A 22730-nucleotide genomic window follows, 5' to 3' on the forward strand; every position below is an offset into this window, starting at 1 on the left:
GGCGACAGCAAACAACAAGCAACCAGCAGGCAATCACAGAAGCCACAGCAGCAATCATCACCAGCACAACACAACGAACCTCCGATGGATTTTGACGACGATATACCCTTTGCACCAGTAACTCTCCCCTTCCCTCGTCACGCTATTCACGCAATTTAAGGACTTACATGAATCACTTAATGGTTGACCTTGAAACAATGGGCAACGGGCCATACGCGCCAGTTATTTCTATTGGGGCGGTATTCTTTGACCCGAATACCGGAGAAACAGGAGAAGAGTTCTCGGTAAATATCTCGCTTGAGTCATCAATGCGATATCGGGCGCGTCCTGACGCTTCAACGATTTTATGGTGGATGGAACAGAGTGAAGAAGCCAGAAAATCGCTAACCAGCAACACTCAAGAGCTTTCAACGGCTCTTTCATGGTTATCTGAATTCATCATAAAGAACGCCAACCACAAACTCGTTCAGGTTTGGGGGAATGGAGCATCATTTGACTGCGTTATTCTCCGCAACAGTTATTCGCTAACAGGGCAGCCAGTTCCGTGGCAGTGGTGGAATGACCGCGACGTAAGAACAATCGTCGAACTTGGGAAGGTAATAGGATTCGATCCTAAGCGAGATATGCCATTCAAAGGAACTCGCCACAACGCGCTTGATGATGCCATCCATCAAGCCAAATACGTTTCAGCGATCTGGAAAAAGTTAGCTAAATAATCAACAGGAGAAAACCATGCCAGCGCCTCTATATGGTGCGGACGACGCGCGCCGCTGTTCCGGCAATTCCGTATCGGAGGTGCTGGATAAATTCAGAAAAAACTACGACCGGATAATGTCGCTACCGCAGGAAACGAAAGAGGAAAAGGAATTTCGTCATTGTATATGGCTTGCAGAGAAAGAAGAACGCGAGCGAATTTACCAGACATCAATCCGACCGTTCCGCAAAGCCACATATACCCACTTCCCTGAATATATCGACCCGCGCCTGCGTAATTACCGCTCACGCTATGGCGCTATCAGTAATGACTGAGGAATTAACAATGAAAACAATGAAGCTAAACATCGACCTCGGCAAATATGTTATTACCGGAACAAAACACGACCTGATTCTTAGTGAAAAAGGAATTATCAAAGAAGGTGAGAATGCAGGGAAAGAAACACTAAGTCGTATCGGTTATTACAGCAAGTTTGAGCATCTGGTTAAAGAGTTATGCAACCGTGAAATCCTGTTATCTCAGGCGCAGACGCTACAGGATATTCAGCAACATATCGAGACTTTAGGTGTGTCACTTAGCATGGCTGTTGACCAGTTCATGGAGAGTAAATCATGAGAGGACTTGCTTACAATCCCGGCATTCTTCCGGCAGAAATGATTATTCGCCAACGCGTAAATCCAATGCCATCGAGAGAGGAATTGCTTAAAAGAAATAGTTTCGGTTCTGTTAATGACAACAAATATCTGAATGCGATGTGGCGGAGTGGGAAAAAATGAAACAAATGTCACTAATTGAGATGGATGGTTTTCTGAAAGGTAAATGCATCCCACGAGATTTAAAGGTTAACGAAACAAACGCTGAATATCTTGTCCGTAAGTTCGGTGAACTTGAATCAAAACTGGAAACGGCGTTGCGGGAGTGTCGTTCTGCTGGAATCACGATTGATAACCTTGAGGCCAAGTGCGCTGCGCTGGCAGCGGAGAATGCGGGGATGAAGTCGGTCATTGAATACTGCATTAATCCCGACAATCAGCCTGAATACCATGACCAGGGCATGGGATGTGGAGTTGAAGACCACGGCTACCAGCGCGACGGCTATTCGGCTTGTTACTACGGATGGGAGTCGGCAATGGAACGCGTCTACTCAGAGGTTATTCCAGACACCATTCCAGAAACCCCAGCCACCGATTCTTTCCTGGCTGAAGTACGGGCGCAGGGGGTTGAGATGATGCGCGAACATCCATCAATCAAACTTTGCTCTTTGACGCACATATGTGACGAGTTAGCCGCCCAGCTTCGCAAAGGAGTTCAGTCATGAGCATCCGAACTGAACATGGATTTGGTCCTTCAACAGTCGAAGTCGAATGGCTTGATGATTGCCCTAAGTGCCAGCACGGCAAAGCCAAGGTAACAGGATGGTCGATAACCAAAGATTCTTTGTGGGCGGGCGATGAGGCCGTCTGTTCCAAATGCGGTCACAAAGGTGAAATCGATGCTGATGGAGAGAATGCCTGGGTGGAATGGGACGAAATCGAGGAGGCACAATGAGCAATATCGACACACTGGCGCTGCGTGAGGCGGCAGAACGTGCAATTCCGGCAATGGAACGCCTGTTAATGTTGCCAGTTGATGAGGACCTGATAAGTGAACAGGAACTTAAAGATTACGGTGTGGATATTGATGCGCTCAACGCCTTCAAATTTCTGACCGGACCAGCTACCGTGCTGGCACTGCTGGATGAACGGGAAAGAAACCAGCAGTACATCAAACGCCGCGACCAGGAGAACGAGGAGATTGCGCTTACGGTTGGGAGGCTGCGCGTTGAGCTTGAGGCAGAAAAACAGCGGGCAAAGGATCTGTTTATGGAAAATGCTCGGCTTAAGTCAGGTATAGCCGGTCTGATACACCTCGGTATTCGATATGCAGATGTTGAGGTCATGAAAATTGCTGGAGATGCCCAGCTTTCTACCCCATGCACTGACAGCATCATAAACAGCATTGCAACAGGCATTCGCATCAAAGGAGAGTGAGATGGACGGACAAATATCAATCGTTCGACCAGGAGCATGTGACGATCGCGAAATACGAATAATTATTCGTCTGGCAATGGGGAAAGCAATAACTGCTCTCATTACCCCAGAAAATCTCGCATTAGCATTAACAGGAAAGTCAGACCTGCCAGTAGAGCTAAAGCTGCGAAATGTTGAGATTAAGGTGAAATAGCTATGACCACTATTACCAAAGAACGTATCGAATTATTCATTAAAAATCCGCTTGATAACGGGCTTACCCGTGGCGAACAAATGGAACTGGCACGAATTGCACTGGCATCACTGGAACGCGAACAGATTCGCCACGAGCATGCCAAATGGTCTGACTCCACATTTGGCTGCGTTGGCCCCATTGGTCCACTGAAACACCTCTCAAAAGAGGCACTGGAAGCCGCAGCCGAACCAGACGATCTTAGCGAGTGGGCTGATATGCAGTTTCTGTTGTGGGATGCACAGCGCCGTGCTGGCATCAGCGATGCTGAAATTACCGCTGCTATGGAAGATAAATTGAAGATCAACATGGAGCGCCAGTGGCCTGAACCAAAAGATGGTGAGCCTCGCTTGCACATTAAAGAACCCGGCAACTCTCCGGTAATTCCGGATGGTTTATCCACGGTATGCGCTGAGGCTTATCAGGTTGTAGGAGTTATGGCAGATGCGCTTGGTGTATTCGGTGATGCAGCAGTACAGAAAGTTCTGGATAACCTGTCACAGCAAAAACTTGTTCACATAGATGTGCTGCCGTTCTCGCTTCCGGTGACTCCGGATGGTTGGATAAGCTGTAGTGAGCGAATGCCTAAAGAAACGGGTGACATTATTGTTGTTTCGGATGGCATTGTAATGTCCGGGATTTCTTATTCTCGTCGTGACGGGTTCTATATAGCCGCATTGGAGTACGACGACGATGAGCCAATTGGCGGTGTAACCCACTGGATGCCTCTACCAGAACCGCCTCGATTAAAGGAGCTATAATAGTGAACTATTATATCTATTTGTATTAAAAGAGTTTTTATAAAATAAATCTTCCAAAGCATGTAAAAACACTGTTAATCTTAACGTGTGTGAAACGTGAAGAGAGGTGTTGAAATGAGCATTCATGATTTGTGTGAAGATCAAGAGCAATGGGCTATGCAGACCCTTATGGGCTCAGGAGTTCTTGCAAGGTGCAGAATCCATAACGATGTAATTTTAGACAGCGGAAATGATGCTTCTTCTGCTTATAAATTAGGAACTTACCTATATCAAAAAGATAATAGCTGCAACTTATTCAATACTCTTACTGAAGCCCGCGACGCAATAAAGGATGCATATGAATCGTATTGTGGGATCGATGATTGCCCACAATGCTCAAAATACATTGACGATTAATAATATGAACAAGTAACTATCCTCGCACTCGCGGGGATTTCTTTTATCTGAACTCGCTACGGCGAGTTTTGTTTTATGGAGATGATAAATGCACTTCCGAGTCACAGGTGAATGGAATGGAGAACCATTCAACAGAGTTATCGAAGCCGAGAACATCAACGACTGCTATGACCACTGGATGCTGTGGGCGCAGATAGCACATGCAGACGTAACCAATATTCGAATTGAAGAACTGAAAGAACACCAAGCCGCCTGATGGCGGTTTTTTATTACCTGATTTGCAGGTTCGATTCCCTATTCGGAGATAGCACTCATGCAACACGAACTACAGCCTGATTCCCTGGTTGATTTGAAATTCATCATGGCCGATACTGGCTTCGGTAAAACCTTCATCTATGACCGGATTAAGTCCGGAGACCTGCCTAAAGCCAAAGTTATCCACGGGCGAGCAAGATGGTTATATCGTGACCATTGTGAATTCAAAAATAAGCTCTTAAGCCGCGCCAATGGGTAAAATAGCGGGTAAAATATTTTTCACATCTAAAAAATACCATTCCAATCAATCCCCTGCCGCGCCAAGTAGATGTCTGCAGGGGACAATCCTACCGCTTTTCACCTCCTGTCAGAAAATCTAAAAAAACATTATAAAACAAGCAGAAACATTCGATAGCAGTCTTAACTAAAATCATTGCCCGTTAGCTAATAGAAACTTAACACGGGTATAAAAACGGGTATGCCCGGTTCGATGGTAATTTGTACCCGTTCATGATGGGGCAACTATGAAGCTGACTGATACCAAAATACGCAAAACGAAGCCAGACACTGCGAACGGGAAGATCATCAAACTGAGTGACGGTAACGGACTGTATTGCCTGATAGACCCAAACGGTTCGCGGTACTGGCGTTTCAGAAAAGTGATAAACGGTAAGGAAACAACCCGCGCCCTGGATAAATACCCGATTATGTCTCTTGCCGACGCTCGCGATTCTGAACTGGCTAAAGGTATTGATCCCCGTCGTGTTGTTTCAGAAAAAATAATTACGTTTGAAGAAATCGCCCGAATATGGCACGAAAGAAAAAAGAAAGGCTGGGACGAAGACCACGCCGCCAGCGTCCTTCGTGGGCTGGAAAAGCTTATATTCCCCGTTATTGGTAATTCTCCAATTAAAGACCTGACAACTCCCGATCTGTTAGTACCATTAAGATTAATGGAAGAAAAAGGTATTCTGGAAACAACAGCACGCCAAAAACAACGCATAAATAATATCATGCGTTATGCTGTCCAGTGTGGTTTTATAAAATATAATCCAGCGCAGGAATTAGAAGGGGCGATAGAAGTTAATAAAACAACACATCACCCAGGATTAACTGCTGATGCTTTGCCAGAATTTTTAAAACGTATTGACGGTTATTTTGATAACAACAATGGAAGATTACTTACACAATATGCGTTAAATTTGAATTTATTAATTTTTATTCGTTCCAGTGAATTACGCTTTGCACGCTGGAATGAATTAGACTTGGGGCATGACACAAAGAAAGATGTTTGCGGGGATAGTTTCAGGAATATGGCCTGCGCAGCCCTTACAGAATCCGGAAAATGGACACGATAAGCTGTAGAACGTCAAATGAGTCACCAGGAGCGTGATGGCGTCCGCGCCGGTTATGTTTATCAAGCTCAGCACATGCAGGAACGGCGCAAAATACTGCAATGGTGGGCCGACTATCTTGATCACAGTCGGAACGGTTTCACCCCTCCTTACGAATTTAAATGGCGCTATCGTAAATGACTGGTTCAGGTGTGGACCATTTGTGGGCACATCTATTTTTCATTTTAATTTTCATATGGCTACATCATTTTGATTAATGATGGAATTTTACGAAGACTGAAGTTACTGAAATCCTTTGCAATTGATTGCATTTTTTCAGTCTCAAATTTCATTTACCCCCCGTCTAATGCCTGTTCTGCCGCTTCATTCCTGCAATTTTCGAAACTGAAAAAATTCTCACCATGTAAAAGCCGCTGGCGTTCGTGCCGTAACAAAGATGCAACAGGTAACCAGATGTACAACTAGTTGTACGTGTGGCATACTTACGCTGTAAGAACTTTGGCGGGAGCAAACAATGCAACATGTAAACTACACCGATGCTCGACAACATCTAGCTGACCTGATGCAGCAGGCTAATGATGATCGTGCGCCAATCCTGGTTACGCGTAAGGGTGCTAAAAGCGTGGTAATGATCGACGCGGAAGAGTTCGCATCAATTCAGGAGACGTTACACCTGTTCAGTAATCCGGCGAACGCCGCACACATTGAAGCCAGCCTTGCATCGCTCGAACGCGGCGATTATGAGGAACTGGACATTTAATGAAAGTCAGGATATCCCCGCAGGCAAAAAGCGATCTTCAGTACTGGGCCGAGATTGATCCAAAGACGCATGATAAAGTAATGGAGTTAATTAAATCGGCTAAGGAAAGCCCCTTCAAGGGGATAGGGAAGCCGGAGGCGCTAAAGCACCGTAAGCCCCTCTGGTCACGTCGAATCACGAAAGAACATCGCCTGGTGTATTACGTTGAGCAAGGCGATCTGTACATTGTTGCATGTCGCTATCACTACACCACGATTTAAACAGCTTTCCCCTGACTGGCGGGTTTGCCTTAGACTTGCCAGCTAATCTGCCCTCCCCTTTTCTGTATGTGATTCCCAAAAAAGGAACCTCACAAAACGGCTATAAATACGGGTACAAATCAAATTAACGCCACATAAACACATTAAATATCAATCAATTACAATTAAAGGCGTTTTCTGCACGGCACCATTCTTGTGTTTATCCCTAAACCACATAAAAACTGTAAATTAGAAAATTCGCACTTGCAGGCCGAATAAGGCACACCAGGAACTCGTGGTTTTATTCATTATAAAGTGGTCTTTACCTGTTCTCTTAACCAAGTAATAAACGCTTCAATTTTTGGCCACTGCCTGCCCGGTAATGTGGTGATGTAATAATGCTGATGGCATTTCACCGTCATATCGCCAAACGGCGCGACGAGCTCACCACTGGCAAGCCTTTTTTGTACCAGGCGCTTTCTTCCCATCGCTATCCCAATATGATTCATCGCGGCGATAACGGCTAAATCAGAACGATCAAAACCAATTCCAGAAGATGTCGGTAAATTAACCGCATAATGTTGCGCCCAACTATGCCATTCATCCGTACCGGAATCGTTGCTCCATGCCTGTCTGTCATGGAGCAACGTACAGTGACGCAGGTTAATTACCGTGTTGGTTAAAGCATGTCTTTGAGCGTATTCCGGGCTACATACTGGCAGGATTTCTTCATCCATCAGAAAGTGATGAGTCAGTTGCGCTGAGGGCGCGTCATCAAAGTAAATCGCCAAATCGATTCCGGCACGTTGCAGATTGACATTGTCATTACCAGTGAGCACGGTGAGCGAAATAGACGGATAGCGGCGTGTAAAGTCACCTAATGCGGGCACCAACCAGCATTGGGCGATAGAGGGCCGGGAATACAGAGTTAACGTTCCCGATAACTCCTGATTTTTGATATCAAGAATTTCCTGATTCAGGGTATCCAGCGACGATTTTAGCGCCCAATAAACGCGTTTTCCCTCGTGCGTTAATTCCACTTTGCGATGGGAACGGACAAACAACTGAATACCTAATTCTTCTTCCAGCTGATTGATACGGTGACTTACCGCGCTGGGGCTCAGCGACAATTCCTCTGCCGCCAGGGCGAAGGACTGATGCCTGGCAGCCACTTCAAAAGTATGCAGTTTTGATAGTTGCCAGCCGTTAAGCAGTCGATTTCTTATTTCACGAAGGGGTTCCATAATCACCTCATTTTTCTCTTAAGTGTAAAAAAATAGCGGCAAAATTTCAGCTGTAAGGTGAGCTAAAGTGAACCATATCTCAACTCACCTTCATTTTTAGATGTAAATCACTCCCTTGCTGCAATTTAGCTCATGTGAAAGGCAAATTTTATCGTTTGTCAGCCTGCGTTGTTTTTTTGTCCAATATCATCAGGTTAATCACAGGGGAAGGTGAGATATGCACTCTCAAATCTGGGTTGTGAGCACGCTGCTTATCAGCATCGTGTTAATTGTACTGACCATCGTGAAGTTCAAATTCCACCCGTTTCTGGCGCTGTTGCTGGCCAGCTTCTTCGTGGGAACGATGATGGGTATGGGACCACTGGATATGGTAAATGCTATTGAAAGTGGAATTGGCGGAACGCTGGGTTTCCTCGCTGCGGTTATCGGCCTTGGCACGATACTGGGAAAAATGATGGAAGTATCCGGGGCCGCAGAAAGGATTGGTCTGACACTTCAGCGCTGCCGCTGGCTTTCAGCCGATGTCATTATGGTACTGGTTGGCCTGATTTGTGGCATCACGCTGTTTGTTGAAGTGGGCGTCGTGCTATTGATTCCTCTGGCTTTTTCAATTGCCAAAAAAACCAATACCTCATTGTTAAAGCTGGCCATTCCGCTGTGTACCGCATTGATGGCAGTGCACTGCGTGGTTCCCCCACATCCGGCTGCTTTATATGTTGCCAATAAGCTGGGTGCAGATATCGGTTCGGTGATCGTCTACGGTTTGCTGGTTGGGCTGATGGCATCACTGATCGGTGGCCCACTTTTCCTTAAATCTCTGGGTCAACGACTGCCCTTTAAACCTGTACCCACAGAGTTTGCCGATCTCAAAGTTCGCGATGAAAAAATACTACCGTCATTAGGTGCAACGTTATTCACCGTACTGCTGCCCATTGCGCTGATGTTGGTTAAAACGATTGCCGAATTGAATATGGCGCGTGAGAGTGGTTTGTATACCTTGCTTGAGTTTATTGGCAACCCTATCACTGCCATGTTTATCGCCGTGTTTGTCGCCTATTATGTGTTGGGTATACGTCAGCATATGAGCATGGGGACAATGCTCACACATACTGAAAATGGCTTCGGTTCTATTGCTAATATTTTGCTGATTATCGGGGCCGGAGGCGCATTCAACGCCATTCTGAAAAGCAGCGGTCTCGCTGATATGCTGGCAGTTATTCTCTCCAATATGCATATGCACCCGATTCTTCTGGCCTGGTTGGTGGCACTTATTCTGCATGCTGCGGTGGGCTCCGCTACCGTGGCAATGATGGGGGCAACGGCAATTGTTGCACCCATGCTGCCGCTGTATCCCGATATCAGCCCGGAAATTATTGCGATTGCTATCGGTTCAGGCGCGATTGGCTGCACGATCGTTACGGACTCGCTTTTCTGGCTGGTGAAGCAATATTGCGGCGCTACGCTCAATGAAACATTTAAATACTATACGACAGCGACATTTATCGCTTCAGTCATCGCTCTGGCGGGCACATTCCTGCTGTCATTTATCATCTAAGCGCAAAGAGACGTACTATGGAAAACGCTAAAATGAATTCGCTCATCGCCCAGTATCCGTTGGTCAAGGATCTGGTTGCTCTTAAAGAAACCACCTGGTTTAATCCTGGCACGACCTCACTGGCTGAAGGTTTACCTTATGTTGGCCTGACCGAACAGGATGTTCAGGACGCCCATGCGCGCTTATCTCGTTTTGCCCCCTATCTGGCAAAAGCATTTCCTGAAACTGCTGCCACCGGGGGAATTATTGAGTCAGAACTGGTTGCCATTCCGGCTATGCAAAAACGGCTGGAAAAGGAATATCAACAACCGATCAGCGGGCAACTGCTACTGAAAAAAGATAGCCATTTGCCCATTTCCGGCTCCATAAAAGCACGCGGCGGGATTTATGAAGTCCTGGCACATGCAGAAAAACTGGCTCTGGAAGCGGGGTTGCTGACGCTTGAAGATGACTACAGCAAACTGCTTTCCCCGGAGTTTAAACAGTTCTTTAGTCAATACAGCATTGCTGTGGGCTCAACCGGAAATCTGGGGTTATCAATCGGCATAATGAGCGCCCGCATTGGCTTTAAGGTGACAGTGCATATGTCTGCTGACGCCCGGGCGTGGAAAAAAGCGAAACTGCGCAGCCATGGCGTTACGGTCGTGGAATATGAGCAAGATTATGGTGTTGCCGTCGAGGAAGGACGTAAAGCAGCGCAGTCTGACCCGAACTGTTTCTTTATTGATGACGAGAATTCCCGCACGTTGTTCCTTGGGTATTCCGTTGCAGGCCAGCGTCTTAAAGCGCAATTTGCCCAGCAAGGTCGTATCGTCGATGCTGATAACCCTCTGTTTGTCTATCTGCCGTGTGGCGTTGGCGGTGGTCCTGGTGGTGTCGCATTCGGTCTTAAACTGGCGTTTGGCGATCATGTTCACTGCTTTTTTGCCGAACCAACGCACTCCCCTTGTATGCTGTTAGGCGTCCATACTGGATTACACGATCAGATCTCTGTTCAGGATATTGGTATCGACAACCTTACCGCAGCGGATGGCCTTGCAGTTGGTCGCGCATCAGGCTTCGTCGGGCGGGCAATGGAGCGTCTGCTGGACGGCTTCTATACCCTTAGCGATCAAACCATGTATGACATGCTTGGCTGGCTGGCGCAGGAAGAAGGCATTCGTCTTGAACCTTCGGCACTGGCGGGTATGGCCGGGCCTCAGCGCGTGTGCGCATCAGTAAGTTACCAACAGATGCACGGTTTCAGCGCCGAACAACTGCGTAACGCCACACATCTGGTGTGGGCGACGGGAGGTGGAATGGTGCCGGAAGAAGAAATGGAACAATATCTGGTTAAAGGCCGCTAATAGCTTTTCAACGCAGCATCGCCATCAGTTCCAATGGGGAGCGGTGCTGCCTGATAATTTCCTACATAATAGAAATTTATGGCACAGGCTTAAGTACAACTAATCAGCTTCCGTCCCTGACACCACGTATACCAGCCGCTGTGATCTATCCGGAGAACGCAGCATATTACTTTGATGTTGAACTCAGCCTGATGCTTTCCAATTAAGACATGCTTCATTTCGGACTCTACGCGAAGGTCATGGCAAGCGCGCGGTTTTTTCAGATGGTGATTGAACACCTGCCATAAAAATTTTCGCCCTCCTACTACCGCCTTCCGTACCCCACCATAAAGCGAATCATCAATCCGCAGGCTGGTGCAAGAAACATAAATATTCCCGTGACCAACTCATTGCCACTGGTTAACCACATCGTGGAGTAATAAATGAGCGCGGCAAGGATGAACATGCCGAAGAATGAAGAGACAGCAGAAACTACATTTAATACCTGACCGATATATCCGCTAACGCAGACGATACACAGGGCGAGAAACATCCATAAATAAATCATAGCTCAACCTCCTGCCGCGCTATAAAAGTGTTACTTCAATAGTAAGATAATTCTTAACTACTGGCAATTTCATGAAAATATTAATAAAAACAATATATTATCGATACGATTGCAAATCACTGAAAAATATTTACTTGAGTGATAAATAATCAGTAGCTGAAAATAATCAGCTGGTGATAAAATAGAAATACCGCATTCATGCTCCTCGTGGTTATGTCCTGATAGTCTTTACACTCTTTACAGGAACCATTGTCGTACATGATGGCCCAATCAATTGAGTGTACCGCTGTAGACATGGAATCTTCTGCGATACAACAATTCGTATCTACAGAAGGTAACTATGTTTCCACAATGCAAATTTTCCCGCGAGTTCTTGCATCCTCGCTACTGGCTGACGTGGTTTGGTCTTGGCGTACTCTGGCTTTGGGTACAACTTCCTTACCCTGTTCTGTGCTTTCTTGGCACGCGTATCGGCACAATGGCCAGACCGTTCTTGAAACGTCGCGAATCCATCGCCCGCAAAAACCTTGAGCTTTGCTTCCCGCAGCTTTCCTCTGACGAACGCGAGAAGATGATTACCGACAACTTTCGCTCGCTCGGAATGGCGTTGGTAGAAACCGGAATGGCGTGGTTCTGGCCAGATCGTCGCGTGCGTAAATGGTTTGATGTTGAAGGGCTGGATAACCTGCAACGCGCACAAATGCAAAATCGCGGCGTGATGGTTGTCGGTGTGCACTTTATGTCGCTGGAGTTGGGTGGCCGCGTAATGGGGCTTTGCCAACCGATGATGGCAACTTACCGTCCGCACAATAATCAACTGATGGAATGGGTACAGACCCGTGGTCGCATGCGTTCCAATAAAGCGATGATCGGTAGAAATAATCTACGCGGCATTGTCAGTGCACTGAAAAAAGGTGAAGCCGTATGGTTTGCACCTGACCAGGACTATGGTCGTAAAGGTAGCTCCTTCGCGCCGTTCTTCGCGGTAGAAAATGTTGCTACAACCAATGGCACCTACGTTCTCTCTCGCCTCTCTGGCGCAGCTATGCTAACTGTGACGATGGTACGAAAAACCGATTATAGCGGTTACCGTCTGTTCATTACGCCAGAAATGGAAGGCTATCCGGCTGATGAAATTCAGGCCGCCACCTATATGAACAAAATTATTGAGAAAGAGATTATGCGCGCACCAGAGCAGTATCTCTGGATCCATCGCCGCTTCAAAACACGTCCGGTGGGTGAAGCCTCGTTATACGTTTAGCAAATAACCCGGGCTTTGTCCCTTCTCGGATAAGCCATAATAACATCATGGTTTTTATGGCTTTTTTCTTAAGATTTTCCCCTTCGCTGAATCGTGAATTATTACTGCCAGAAATCAATCTGTCGCCGATATGCGACACCCGTAAGTTACTAAAAGTAAATAAGAAAATGCCACTTGTTTCGATTTAGTTTTAGGCGTACATTAGCGCCGTCTCGAGCCAATATGCTCAGAATTCTGAGGTGATGCCCCCGGGTGTCAGCTCACTGTACCAGGTGTAATGAAGTCATTCAGGCGTAGCAGTAATTACGCGGAGAGATGTAAAGTGAAATATTTCTTTATGGGCATTTCTTTTATGGTCATCGTTTGGGCCGGTACTTTTGCCCTGATGATCTAAAAGTAAATTGCGAAACGAAAAACAGGAGCCATCTGGCTCCTGTTTGCATTTCTGGCGAAAGCGTTATTCTGCGTTTTCGTGAAGATGTTTGCTGCTGGCGGGCAGTAAGCCGTCGGCACGGAACATCGCTTTAATCCCTCTGATGGCTTGACGAATACGATCACGGTTTTCAATCAGCGCAAAGCGTACATGTGTATCACCATAGTCGCCAAAGCCGATACCTGGCGAGACACACACTTTCGCTTCATTCAGCAGCTTCTTGGCAAATTCCAGCGAGCCCATTGCCGCATACGGTTCCGGGATTTTCGCCCAGACATACATCGAAGCTTTCGGCATTTCGACCATCCAGCCCGCTTCATGCAGCCCTTTAACCAATACATCACGGCGGCGTTTGTACTGTTCGGCAATGTCGCGCACGCACTGTTGATCGCCCTCGAGTGCCGCAATCGCCGCCACCTGCAACGGCGTAAAGGTGCCGTAATCGTGATAGCTTTTGATACGTGCCAGCGCGCTGACCAGCGTTTTGTTGCCGACCATAAAGCCAATACGCCAGCCCGCCATATTGTAGCTTTTCGAAAGGGTGAAGAACTCGACCGCTACGTCACGTGCGCCCGGCACCTGCATGATTGACGGCGCTTTCCAGCCATCGTAGACGATGTCCGCATAGGCCAGGTCGTGGACCACCAGCACATCGTAGCGTTTCGCCAGCGCCACTACTTTTTCGAAGAACTCCAGTTCCACGCATTGCGCGGTTGGGTTCGACGGGAAGCCGAGGATCATCATCTTCGGTTTCGGATAACTTTCACGAATGGCGCGTTCCAGTTCGTTGAAGAAATCGACACCTTCCACCAGCGGCACTGAGCGTACCTGCGCACCGGCAATCACTGCGCCGTAAATATGAATGGGGTAGCTTGGATTCGGCACCAGCACGGTGTCACCGTGGTCCAGCGTCGCCAGCATCAGGTGCGCCAGCCCCTCTTTCGAGCCAATGGTGACGATGGCTTCTGATTCCGGGTCGATCTCAACATCGTAGCGTTCCTGATACCAGCGGGAAATCGCGCGACGTAACCGAGGAATACCGCGTGAGGTGGAGTAACCGTGTGTGTCCGGTCGCTGCGCCACAGTACATAACTTTTCGACAATATGCGGCGGGGTCGCGCCGTCCGGGTTGCCCATGCTGAAATCGATAATATCTTCGCCGCGCCGACGCGCAGCCATCTTCAGTTCAGCGGTAATGTTAAAAACGTAGGGCGGAAGACGATCAATACGCGTAAAGCGACGTTCAGGGCGGGTGTCAGCCATAATTTCCTCAGATTAACGTTAGCGCCCGGACCGTCCGAGCGACGCTGCCACGATGGTGGCTGATTTGAAAATAGCCTGATTAATTTCTGTCTGTCCAGCGTTTTAGAAAATTTTTATTAATGCAAAAAAAGAGGAACAAAACCTTTAAAACAGGAAATTCAGATTCGCCAATAAGAAAATTACCACCAATTACATTAACAATATAATTTCAATAAATTTACCAATTAGCTTGATGCTGACAAGAGATGCATTGCCAGTACACCATTTAGCTTTCAATCCCCTTTTAAATTTGTGGTTTTTCCTCAAAAGTAGCGCACTGGTCATCAGCCTTCAGGTTACCTATCATAGAGGTTTAAACCTTATTCAGAGTCACCCGTGCACGAAATATTCAACATGCTGCTGGCGGTCTTCGATCGGGCAGCGCTGATGCTTATCTGCCTGTTTTTCCTCATTCGTATCCGTCTGTTTCGCGAGCTGTTGCACAAGTCGGCGCACTCAGCGAAAGAGTTGCTCGCTGTTACCGCCATTTTCTCGATGTTCGCCTTGTTCAGCACCTGGTCCGGCGTACCCGTAGAAGGCTCGCTGGTTAACGTGCGTATTATCGCAGTGATGTCAGGCGGGATTCTGTTTGGCCCGTGGGTAGGCATTATTACTGGCGTAATCGCGGGTATTCACCGCTATTTAATTGATATTGGCGGCGTGACGGCTATCCCCTGCTTTATCACCAGTATTCTGGCGGGATGCATCTCTGGTTGGATCAATCTGAAAATCCCTAAAGCGCAACGCTGGCGCGTCGGTATTCTCGGCGGCATGCTCTGTGAAACGTTGACCATGATTCTGGTGATTGTCTGGGCGCCGACCACTGAGCTGGGGCTGGATATCGTATCCAAAATCGGTATCCCGATGATCCTCGGCAGCGTCTGTATCGGCTTTATTGTGCTGCTGGTACAAAGCGTTGAGGGGGAAAAAGAAGCCAGTGCCGCGCGGCAGGCCAAGCTGGCGCTGGATATCGCCAATAAAACCCTGCCACTGTTTCGTCATGTGAATAGTGAGTCGTTACGCAAGGTCTGCGAAATTATCCGCGATGATATTCACGCTGACGCGGTGGCAATCACCAATACCGATCATGTTCTGGCGTATGTCGGCGTGGGCGAACACAACTATCAGAATGGCGATGACTTCATTAGCCCGACTACCCGTCAGGCGATGAATTACGGAAAAATCATCATTAAAAACAATGATGAAGCCCACCGCACACCAGAGATTCATTCGATGCTGGTGATCCCATTGTGGGAGAAAGGCGTTGTGACCGGAACGCTGAAAATTTACTACTGCCACGCGCACCAGATTACGTCATCATTACAGGAAATGGCGGTGGGTTTGTCGCAAATCATCTCTACCCAACTGGAGGTTTCACGCGCCGAGCAGCTACGGGAAATGGCAAATAAGGCAGAGCTTCGCGCCCTGCAAAGTAAAATTAATCCCCATTTCCTGTTTAACGCTCTGAACGCCATTTCATCATCAATTCGTCTGAATCCAGACACTGCTCGCCAGCTGATCTTTAATTTGTCGCGCTATCTGCGCTATAACATTGAATTAAAAGACGATGAGCAAATTGATATCAAAAAAGAGCTGTACCAAATCAAAGACTATATCGCCATTGAGCAGGCCCGCTTTGGCGACAAGCTGACGGTTATCTATGATATTGATGAAGAGGTGAATTGCTGCATTCCCAGCCTGCTGATCCAGCCGTTGGTGGAGAACGCCATTGTCCACGGTATTCAGCCTTGCAAGGGTAAAGGCGTTGTCACCATCAGCGTTGCAGAGTGCGGTAATCGGGTCCGTATTGCGGTAAGAGATACCGGGCATGGCATCGATCCAAAGGTGATTGAGCGTGTCGAAGCGAACGAAATGCCGGGCAATAAAATCGGCCTGCTGAATGTGCATCATCGCGTGAAGTTGTTATATGGCGAGGGACTGCATATCCGCCGCCTGGAACCAGGAACGGAAATTGCGTTTTACATTCCTAACCAACGCACCCCTGTCGCCTCACAGGCTACGTTATTGCTTTGAGCCGGAGTGATATTGTGAAAGTCATCATTGTTGAAGACGAATTCCTGGCACAACAGGAACTTAGCTGGCTTATTAAAGAGCACAGCCAGATGGAGATTGTCGGCACCTTTGACGACGGTCTGGACGTGTTGAAGTTTTTGCAACATAACCGCGTCGACGCCATTTTTCTGGATATCAATATTCCGTCGCTGGATGGCGTGCTGCTGGCACAAAACATCAGCCAGTTCGCCCATAAACCGTTTATTGTGTTTATCACCGCGTGGAAAGAACATGCGGTGGAAGCGTTTGAACTGGAGGCGTTTGACTACATTCTCAAACCGTATCAAGAGTCACGGATTACCGGGATGCTGCAAAAGCTGGAAGCCGCCTGGCAGCAACAGCAAACCAGCAGCACGCCCGCCGTGCCGTTAACGCGTGAGAATGACACCATTAATCTGGTGAAGGATGAACGCCTCATCGTGACGCCGGTCAATGATATCTACTACGCCGAAGCGCACGAGAAAATGACCTTTGTCTATACGCGGCGTGAATCTTATGTGATGCCGATGAACATCACCGAATTTTGCAGCAAACTGCCGTCGTCGCACTTTTTTCGCTGCCATCGCTCGTTTTGCGTCAACCTGAACAAAATCCGCGAGATCGAACCGTGGTTTAATAATACCTATATTCTGCGGCTGAAAGATCTGGATTTTGAAGTGCCGGTTAGCCGCAGTAAGGTAAAGGAATTCAGGCAGTTAATGCATCTGTAATCAGGAATATTCATGAAAGCAACAGGCTTGCCCGCCGATCAACAATTTTTCGCCGATCTGTTCAGCGGCCTGGTGCTTAATCCGCAACTGCTTGGGCGCATCTGGTTTGCCAACCAGCCCGCCTCGCTGCCGGTAGGCAGTTTGTGTATTGATTTTCCCCGTCTGGATATTGTACTGCGTGGCGAATACGGCAATCTGCTGGAAGCAAAACAGCAACGCATGGTGGAAGGGGAAATGTTGTTTATTCCGGCACGTGCGGCTAATTTACCGGTCAACAACAAACCGGTAATGCTGTTAAGCCTGGTGTTTGCGCCGACCTGGCTTGGGTTATCGTTTTACGATAGCCGCACCACGTCGTTGTTGCATCCGGTTCGCCAGATCCAGCTTCCCAGCCTGCAACGCGGTGAAGGTGAAGCGATGCTCACCGCCCTCACCCACCTCAGCCGTTCGCCACTGGAGCAGAATATTATTCAGCCACTGGTGTTAAGTTTGCTGCATCTTTGCCGTAACGTGGTCAACATGCCGCCTGGCAATTCTCAGCCGCGCGGCGATTTTCTCTACCACAGCATTTGTAACTGGGTTCAGGATAATTATGCCCAACCACTCACCCGCGAGAGCGTGGCGCAGTTCTTTAATATCACGCCCAATCATCTGTCAAAACTGTTTGCGCAGCATGGAACAATGCGTTTTATCGAATATGTACGCTGGGTGCGAATGGCGAAGGCGAGGATGATTTTGCAGAAATATCATCTGTCGATTCATGAAGTGGCGCAGCGTTGCGGCTTTCCGGATAGCGACTATTTTTGTCGCGTCTTCCGGCGTCAGTTTGGTCTAACGCCGGGAGAGTACAGCGCCCGTTTTCAGGGCTAAGTTTAGAAGGTTATTTCCGTTTCCAGCAGCGTCAGGATGCTTTGCGCATCACTTGCGGCGAAAAGCGACTGGCGGAAGTTTTTATTCACCAGCTTACGCGCCAGCTGTGAAAAGACTTTCACATGGTTCATCCCTTCGTTGGCGCCCAGCGTCAGCATGATCACCAGTTCGACATCACCCATCTCTGACTGCCAGTCAACCGGTTTCACCAGTCGGGCAATGCTAATACTGGAATGGCGGATCCACTGTGATTTGGTATGCGGGATTGCCACACCAAAGCCAACGCCAGTAGTGACAATCTCTTCCCGCTGCCAGACATCTTCTTCCAGCTCAAACGGATGTTCCGTGCGCCCGTTAACGCCCAGGTTGCCGCACAGGAACTGGATCGCCTGCTCTTTATTACCAAAGTCCTGGTCAACAAAGATATTCTCCAGCGCCAGCAGTGGACGAACGTCTTCTTCCGGCGTAAACGCGGTGAGTAACGCTTCGATTTCCTGCGCGCTGCGGCACTCGCATGCCTTACGCGCCAGCTCCCGACACGCTTCACTATCGAGCTGACGCAGCTGGCTTTTCACCGCCGGAATGCGTGGGCTACTCATGCTTAATTCATCCAGACCCAATCCAAGCAGTAACGGCAGGTAACGACTTTCGCCTCCCAGTTCACCGCAAATGCCTACCCATTTGCCCCGCTGATGCGCAGTGGTAACTATCTGCTGCAACATGCGCAGGAACGATGGCGTAATCGGGTTATACAGTGGCGATACGCGCGGGTTATTACGATCGACTGCATACAGATACTGGGTCATATCGTTAGAGCCGATACTGAAGAAATCCACTTCATCGCAGAAGTGGTCGATGATGTAGCACACCGACGGCACTTCCACCATGATCCCCAGAGGAATCGTTTCTGCGTGACGCAAACTATCGTGCTTAAGCTCAACGATCGCCTTCTGGATCTCGCCCTTCACCCATAAGATCTGATCGAGACTGTGGACCATTGGGATCATCAACTGGGCGTTGCCGAAACTGGCAGCGCGCAAAATAGCCCGCAATTGAGTGCGGAACAGGCCAGCAAATTCCGGGTAAATACGTACCGCGCGATAGCCGAGGAACGGGTTCTCTTCCTGGGGAATGTTAAGGTAAGGAATGCTTTTATCACCGCCGATGTCCATCGTGCGGAAGATAATCGGCTTGTCGCCCGCCGCCAGTAGCACCTGCTGGTACGCTTCAAACTGTTCTTGTTCGTCCGGCGCGCTGTCGCGATCCATATAGAGCATTTCGGTACGAAACAGCCCGACGCCTTCCGCGCCGTTGGCAAACGCGCCAGGTGCTTCCAGAGCAGTGCCAATATTCGCCGCAATATCAATACGCTTGTTATCACGGGAATAGGCCAGCTGCACGGCGGCCTGCGCCTGCTGCTGCTGACGTTTATCTGCCAGCGTCTGCGCAACCTGATAATAACCACTCACTGCTTCATTCGGGTTAATCGCCAGCACGCCGCACTGAGCATCAAGTACCGCCAGTTGCCCGGCATAACGGGCGATCGCATCCAGCGGCAGGCCGCTCAGAACCGGGATCGCCGAGGCGCGGGCCAGAATCAGGGTATGCGAGGTGCGCCCGGTTTTCTCCAGAATCATGCCCGCAAGATTTTTTAAATCGAGGCTCAAAAACTGGCTTGGGGTTAAATCCTCAGCCACCAGAATGGTCGGTTTTTCGAGCACCAGATTATTACGCGGCTTCAGTTCCGGCCAGGTGATATGCAGCAACTGTTCGCTGATATCGCGAATGTCGCTGACCCGCTCACGTAGGTAGTCGCTGGCAGAAGCAGAAAGCTTGTCGCAAACCTGCTCCATATTGCTGATGATCGCCGCCCCCAGCCCCTGATGCTGTTCTGTCATCAGGCGACGGATATTGCCTGCAAACTCATCATCCTGGATCAGCGACAAATGGGCGCTGAGGATAGTTTTGCTTTCGCCGTCACGCTCGCGCAGTTGCTGGTTCAGTTGCTCGGCAAGCGTTGCCAGGCTGTGCTCCAGCCGGGTGGAGTCTTGCGCACTGGCCGGGATCGCCCGATAACTGTCGAGGCTGTCGCTTTGTAACAGGGTCAGTGTACCCACGCCGACGCCGCTTGCCAGCACGTTGCCGTACAGTAAATCCGGGTTGAGGCGGCTTAATGAACGCGGCAGCGGATGCGCCGTCAGTTCTGCCTGCGTCGGCTGAACGCTGTCGCTGTCGATAAAGCGCACCTGGATGTACTCTTCCAGCACGCGCCGCGCCTGTTCTTCATCGCTGCCGCTAATGTTCAGGCTGCAACTGTCATTAAATAAAGTACCGGTGCCAATCAGCGCCAGGGAGCTTTTCGCATCGGCCTTTGCGTTCTGGCGATGGTTAATAAAGGTGACTTCGCTTTGCCACTGGCTGCACTGTTCTTTAAGTTCCCACGCCGGACGAGCATGTAGACCGTTAGGCAAAGGACAGAGAAATTGAATCGTTAACATAACCGCTCCGGGTTAATCAGGAGATCATCTGAAATCCGTCAGTTGAACAACCGTCTCACGCGTAAGACGTTGAATAAGGGCAGATAAAAGTTGCTCCATCTGCAAAATGTCGCGGCAATCGGCAATCGATGCGGCGCAATGTCCATGGCGGGTTGCTGGCCCCATCACCACTGTGGGTACGCCAGTACCGGTTAAGTGCACCGCTCCACCGTCCGTGCCGCCGTTACTGAACATATCCGCCTGTAACGGCACGCCAATTTCTGCCGCCACGGTTTCGATCCAGGCGGTGAGTTTTGGCGGCGCAATCAGTGACTTGTCGCTTAACACCAGCATCGGGCCGTTACCAATCTGGCGATGGTTAGCCGCGCCATAATCAAAGTTTTTCGCCCAGCAGGCGGTATCAAGCACAATGGCGACGTCCGGCGACACCGCGCGGGTGGCAGTTTGCCCGCCGCGTAATCCCACCTCTTCGCTGGAACTTGCCACCAGCCACACTTCCGCAGGTAGTTCGGCGTCGTGCAGCTCGCGCAGTAACGTCACCAGCAGGTAGCAACCGAGGCGGTCATCAAAGGCTTTCCCCATCACCCGCTGGTGAGGGAGAACCTGAAAAGTGGTATCAAACGTGACGCGATCGCCTGGACGAATTCCTGCCTGCATCACTTCGTCATAGGAGCGTGCGCCAATGTCCACGCGCATGGTGCTGACGTCATTCCCCTGCCGGTCGCCGTCAAGCAGGCCGGGAATTTTGCACTCTTCACGAGTGGTGATCCGCACTGGCTGCAGCTGGCGGGCAGCCATGCGTACATTGCCAACTGGCAGCACATCAATCGCCCCTTCGCGGGAAATGCTGCGCACCATAAATCCCACTTCGTCCATATGGGCGCAGATCATCACCTTCGGACCTGTCGATTCATTGAGGCGGATCAGCACCGATCCCAGCCCATCAAATCGCACTTCTTTTTGCAGGCGATCCGCTTCTTCCAGCAGGATCTGCCGCACTTCCTGTTCCGAGGAGGCGATCGCATCTGCCTCGCTCAACGCTTTTAATAGCGATAAATCCATTATGCCTCTCCCGTGAGCAACACTGTTTTCGGCATGGCGTAGAGCACTTCTGCGCCTTGCGGGGTGACCAGCACAACATCCTCGATGCGCACGCCCCCTTGCCCTGGCAAATAAATCCCCGGCTCCACGGTCAGTAACATGCCTGGCTGTAGCGTCGTGGTATCCCGCGGTGAAAAGCGCGGATCTTCGTGTACTTCAATGCCAATAGCATGACCGGTGTTGTGACCAAAATAGTCGCCAAATCCTGCCTCGGTAATCACCCGACGCGCGGCTTCGTCAACCTGCTGGCAGCGCACGCCGGGGCGAATTGCAGAGATTGCTGCGAGCTGTGCCTGCAGGACAATCTCATACACCTTAAACAGCGGGTGAGATTCGGCGCTCACCCCTTCGCCATTCACCAGGAAGGTGCGCGTCATATCAGAGCAATAGCCCTGATAGAGCGCACCGAAATCGAGAGTGACAAACTCGCCCGCTGCAACAATCTTGTCGCTGGCTTTGCCGTGCGGTAGCGCACCACGCCAGCCACTGGCAACGATGGTGTCAAAGGAGGCTTTTTCTGCGCCCTGCTGGCGCATAAACCACTCCAGTTCAGCAGCAATCTCGCATTCGCTCATTCCCGCCTGAATAAAGCGGCGAATATGCTCTGCACCACGATCGGCAATCCCACAGGCGAGGCGGATTTTCTCCACCTCCTCTGGCGTTTTGATTTGCCGCAGCACATCCGGCGTGGCGCTAACCAGCGTTGCATTAAGTTCAGACTGCCAGCGGTGCGCGGTTTCCCAACTCACCTGCTGGCCTTCAAAACCGAGCGTTTGCAACTGTTCATCGGCAATGATTTGATTGACAATAGTGGTAAGCGTGTGCGTCGCGTCAAGCAAATGCAGCTGGTAGCCTTGCGTGCGCGCTTCTACATCCGAGTAATAGCGCGAATCCACCAGAATGTGCGCACTTTCACGGCTAATCACCACATAGCCTGATCCGGTGGAGATCCCCAGATGCGGCTGTTTGTTCTGCCGTGAGGAGAGAAGCACCGCATCCAGTTGTTGCGCCCTAAGCCAGTCGCGCAGCGAAGCGAGTAATGTCATC

Annotated in this window: 28 protein-coding genes and 3 pseudogenes; 24 read left to right on the forward strand and 7 right to left on the reverse strand. The window is 49.4% G+C overall.

The genetic code is table 11. The features are described from left to right. From D9742_RS23270 to D9742_RS18570, 17 genes and pseudogenes are all read left to right on the forward strand, one after another. Positions 1–159 (forward strand): single-stranded DNA-binding protein (locus D9742_RS23270; protein WP_130237826.1); only part of this gene is annotated, 159 nt, incomplete at its 5' end. Positions 160–167: 8 nt separating this feature from the next. After that, positions 168–716, forward strand: a complete 549-nt coding sequence (locus tag D9742_RS18500) for a 3'-5' exonuclease (protein ID WP_016248935.1) — start codon at positions 168–170, stop codon at positions 714–716. A 16-nt stretch (positions 717–732) separates the two neighbouring features. Continuing rightward, the gene (locus tag D9742_RS18505; RefSeq protein WP_001111280.1) at positions 733–1029 is read left to right on the forward strand and encodes a phage anti-RecBCD protein; all 297 of its coding nucleotides are present in this window, start codon (positions 733–735) and stop codon (positions 1027–1029) included. A gap of 19 nt (positions 1030–1048) precedes the next feature. Then, positions 1049–1330, forward strand: coding sequence for a DUF5405 family protein (locus D9742_RS18510; protein ID WP_205712877.1), 282 nt, complete (start codon positions 1049–1051; stop codon positions 1328–1330). Next, positions 1327–1491: a DUF2737 family protein gene (locus tag D9742_RS18515; protein ID WP_130237828.1), complete on the forward strand. Its 165-nt coding sequence runs from the start codon at positions 1327–1329 to the stop codon at positions 1489–1491. Before D9742_RS18510 ends, D9742_RS18515 begins: the two co-directional genes overlap by 4 nt. Then, the gene (locus D9742_RS18520) at positions 1488–2033 is read left to right on the forward strand and encodes an hNH endonuclease (protein ID WP_130237829.1); all 546 of its coding nucleotides are present in this window, start codon (positions 1488–1490) and stop codon (positions 2031–2033) included. The genes D9742_RS18515 and D9742_RS18520 overlap by 4 nt, the downstream gene beginning before the upstream one ends. Then, complete coding sequence (locus D9742_RS18525; RefSeq protein WP_001555625.1) at positions 2030–2263, forward strand: hypothetical protein; 234 nt, start codon at positions 2030–2032, stop codon at positions 2261–2263. Before D9742_RS18520 ends, D9742_RS18525 begins: the two co-directional genes overlap by 4 nt. After that, positions 2260–2745 carry an ead/Ea22-like family protein gene (locus tag D9742_RS18530; RefSeq protein ID WP_130237830.1) on the forward strand — a complete coding sequence of 162 codons (486 nt, stop codon included), beginning with the start codon at positions 2260–2262 and terminating at the stop codon, positions 2743–2745. The genes D9742_RS18525 and D9742_RS18530 overlap by 4 nt, the downstream gene beginning before the upstream one ends. 1 nt (position 2746) lies before the next feature. Then, complete coding sequence (locus D9742_RS18535; protein ID WP_000348980.1) at positions 2747–2938, forward strand: hypothetical protein; 192 nt, start codon at positions 2747–2749, stop codon at positions 2936–2938. A 2-nt stretch (positions 2939–2940) separates the two neighbouring features. Then, positions 2941–3066, forward strand: a pseudogene (locus D9742_RS23525) (DUF550 domain-containing protein); the annotation flags it as partial. Beyond that, the gene (locus D9742_RS18540) at positions 3064–3738 is read left to right on the forward strand and encodes a dATP/dGTP pyrophosphohydrolase domain-containing protein (protein WP_276319727.1); all 675 of its coding nucleotides are present in this window, start codon (positions 3064–3066) and stop codon (positions 3736–3738) included. The pseudogene D9742_RS23525 and the gene D9742_RS18540, both read left to right, overlap by 3 nt. A gap of 114 nt (positions 3739–3852) precedes the next feature. Next, on the forward strand, positions 3853–4134 hold the full coding sequence (locus D9742_RS18545) for a hypothetical protein (RefSeq protein ID WP_000022062.1): 282 nt from the start codon (positions 3853–3855) through the stop codon (positions 4132–4134). 88 nt (positions 4135–4222) lie between these two features. Next, positions 4223–4390, forward strand: coding sequence for a hypothetical protein (locus D9742_RS18550; RefSeq protein WP_000545737.1), 168 nt, complete (start codon positions 4223–4225; stop codon positions 4388–4390). 57 nt (positions 4391–4447) lie between these two features. After that, positions 4448–4648, forward strand: a complete 201-nt coding sequence (torI, locus tag D9742_RS18555) for a response regulator inhibitor TorI (RefSeq protein ID WP_001163428.1) — start codon at positions 4448–4450, stop codon at positions 4646–4648. Between the two features lie 265 nt (positions 4649–4913). Beyond that, positions 4914–5924, forward strand: a pseudogene (locus D9742_RS18560) (integrase arm-type DNA-binding domain-containing protein). Positions 5925–6258: 334 nt separating this feature from the next. Beyond that, the gene (locus tag D9742_RS18565) at positions 6259–6504 is read left to right on the forward strand and encodes a type II toxin-antitoxin system prevent-host-death family antitoxin (protein ID WP_052932205.1); all 246 of its coding nucleotides are present in this window, start codon (positions 6259–6261) and stop codon (positions 6502–6504) included. Next, positions 6504–6764, forward strand: a complete 261-nt coding sequence (locus D9742_RS18570) for a Txe/YoeB family addiction module toxin (RefSeq protein ID WP_130237832.1) — start codon at positions 6504–6506, stop codon at positions 6762–6764. Before D9742_RS18565 ends, D9742_RS18570 begins: the two co-directional genes overlap by 1 nt. A gap of 287 nt (positions 6765–7051) precedes the next feature. Here the strand turns inward: D9742_RS18570 and dsdC are convergent, their stop codons facing one another. Continuing rightward, entirely contained in the window at positions 7052–7987 is a 936-nt protein-coding gene (gene dsdC / locus D9742_RS18575; RefSeq protein WP_130237833.1) for a DNA-binding transcriptional regulator DsdC, read from the reverse strand. Positions 7988–8204: 217 nt separating this feature from the next. Here dsdC and dsdX point away from each other — a divergent pair, with 217 nt between their 5' ends. Next, positions 8205–9542, forward strand: a complete 1338-nt coding sequence (gene dsdX / locus D9742_RS18580; protein WP_130237834.1) for a D-serine transporter DsdX — start codon at positions 8205–8207, stop codon at positions 9540–9542. Between the two features lie 17 nt (positions 9543–9559). Beyond that, positions 9560–10888: a D-serine ammonia-lyase gene (dsdA, locus tag D9742_RS18585; protein WP_130237835.1), complete on the forward strand. Its 1329-nt coding sequence runs from the start codon at positions 9560–9562 to the stop codon at positions 10886–10888. A 98-nt stretch (positions 10889–10986) separates the two neighbouring features. Here dsdA and D9742_RS23530 read toward each other — a convergent pair. Next, a pseudogene (locus D9742_RS23530) lies at positions 10987–11109 on the reverse strand (IS3 family transposase); the annotation flags it as partial. Between the two features lie 83 nt (positions 11110–11192). Then, positions 11193–11435, reverse strand: a complete 243-nt coding sequence (locus tag D9742_RS18590; RefSeq protein ID WP_130237836.1) for a YfdY family protein — start codon at positions 11433–11435, stop codon at positions 11193–11195. Between the two features lie 340 nt (positions 11436–11775). Between D9742_RS18590 and lpxP the strand changes: the two genes are divergently transcribed. Both lpxP and ypdK read left to right on the forward strand, forming a co-directional pair. Continuing rightward, positions 11776–12696 (forward strand): kdo(2)-lipid IV(A) palmitoleoyltransferase, encoded by a 921-nt coding sequence (lpxP, locus tag D9742_RS18595; protein ID WP_130237837.1) that lies wholly within the window; start codon positions 11776–11778, stop codon positions 12694–12696. A 322-nt stretch (positions 12697–13018) separates the two neighbouring features. Beyond that, a complete protein-coding gene (ypdK, locus tag D9742_RS18600) occupies positions 13019–13090 on the forward strand; it encodes a membrane protein YpdK (RefSeq protein WP_010723117.1) in 72 nt (23 codons plus the stop codon). 63 nt (positions 13091–13153) lie between these two features. On the opposite strand, the gene alaC is transcribed toward ypdK, so the two are convergent. Beyond that, complete coding sequence (gene alaC / locus D9742_RS18605; protein ID WP_130237838.1) at positions 13154–14392, reverse strand: alanine transaminase; 1239 nt, start codon at positions 14390–14392, stop codon at positions 13154–13156. A 375-nt stretch (positions 14393–14767) separates the two neighbouring features. Between alaC and ypdA the strand changes: the two genes are divergently transcribed. The 3 genes from ypdA to D9742_RS18620 are packed head-to-tail and all read left to right on the forward strand — an operon-like array spanning position 14768 to position 18084. Beyond that, positions 14768–16465: a two-component system sensor histidine kinase YpdA gene (gene ypdA / locus D9742_RS18610; RefSeq protein WP_130207334.1), complete on the forward strand. Its 1698-nt coding sequence runs from the start codon at positions 14768–14770 to the stop codon at positions 16463–16465. A 14-nt stretch (positions 16466–16479) separates the two neighbouring features. After that, on the forward strand, positions 16480–17214 hold the full coding sequence (ypdB, locus tag D9742_RS18615; protein WP_130237839.1) for a two-component system response regulator YpdB: 735 nt from the start codon (positions 16480–16482) through the stop codon (positions 17212–17214). 12 nt (positions 17215–17226) lie between these two features. Then, positions 17227–18084, forward strand: a complete 858-nt coding sequence (locus D9742_RS18620; protein ID WP_130237840.1) for an AraC family transcriptional regulator — start codon at positions 17227–17229, stop codon at positions 18082–18084. A 2-nt stretch (positions 18085–18086) separates the two neighbouring features. On the opposite strand, the gene ptsP is transcribed toward D9742_RS18620, so the two are convergent. The 3 genes from ptsP to ypdF are packed head-to-tail and all read right to left on the reverse strand — an operon-like array spanning position 18087 to position 22729. Continuing rightward, positions 18087–20582, reverse strand: a complete 2496-nt coding sequence (gene ptsP, locus D9742_RS18625) for a phosphoenolpyruvate--protein phosphotransferase (RefSeq protein WP_130237841.1) — start codon at positions 20580–20582, stop codon at positions 18087–18089. Between the two features lie 24 nt (positions 20583–20606). After that, positions 20607–21644 carry an aminopeptidase gene (gene ypdE, locus D9742_RS18630; protein WP_130237842.1) on the reverse strand — a complete coding sequence of 346 codons (1038 nt, stop codon included), beginning with the start codon at positions 21642–21644 and terminating at the stop codon, positions 20607–20609. Continuing rightward, on the reverse strand, positions 21644–22729 hold the full coding sequence (gene ypdF / locus D9742_RS18635; protein WP_130237843.1) for an aminopeptidase: 1086 nt from the start codon (positions 22727–22729) through the stop codon (positions 21644–21646). The genes ypdE and ypdF overlap by 1 nt, the downstream gene beginning before the upstream one ends. Between the last annotated feature and the right edge of the window lies 1 nt (position 22730).

Source organism: Escherichia sp. E1V33 (assembly GCF_004211955.1).
In the GTDB taxonomy this organism is placed as follows: domain Bacteria; phylum Pseudomonadota; class Gammaproteobacteria; order Enterobacterales; family Enterobacteriaceae; genus Escherichia.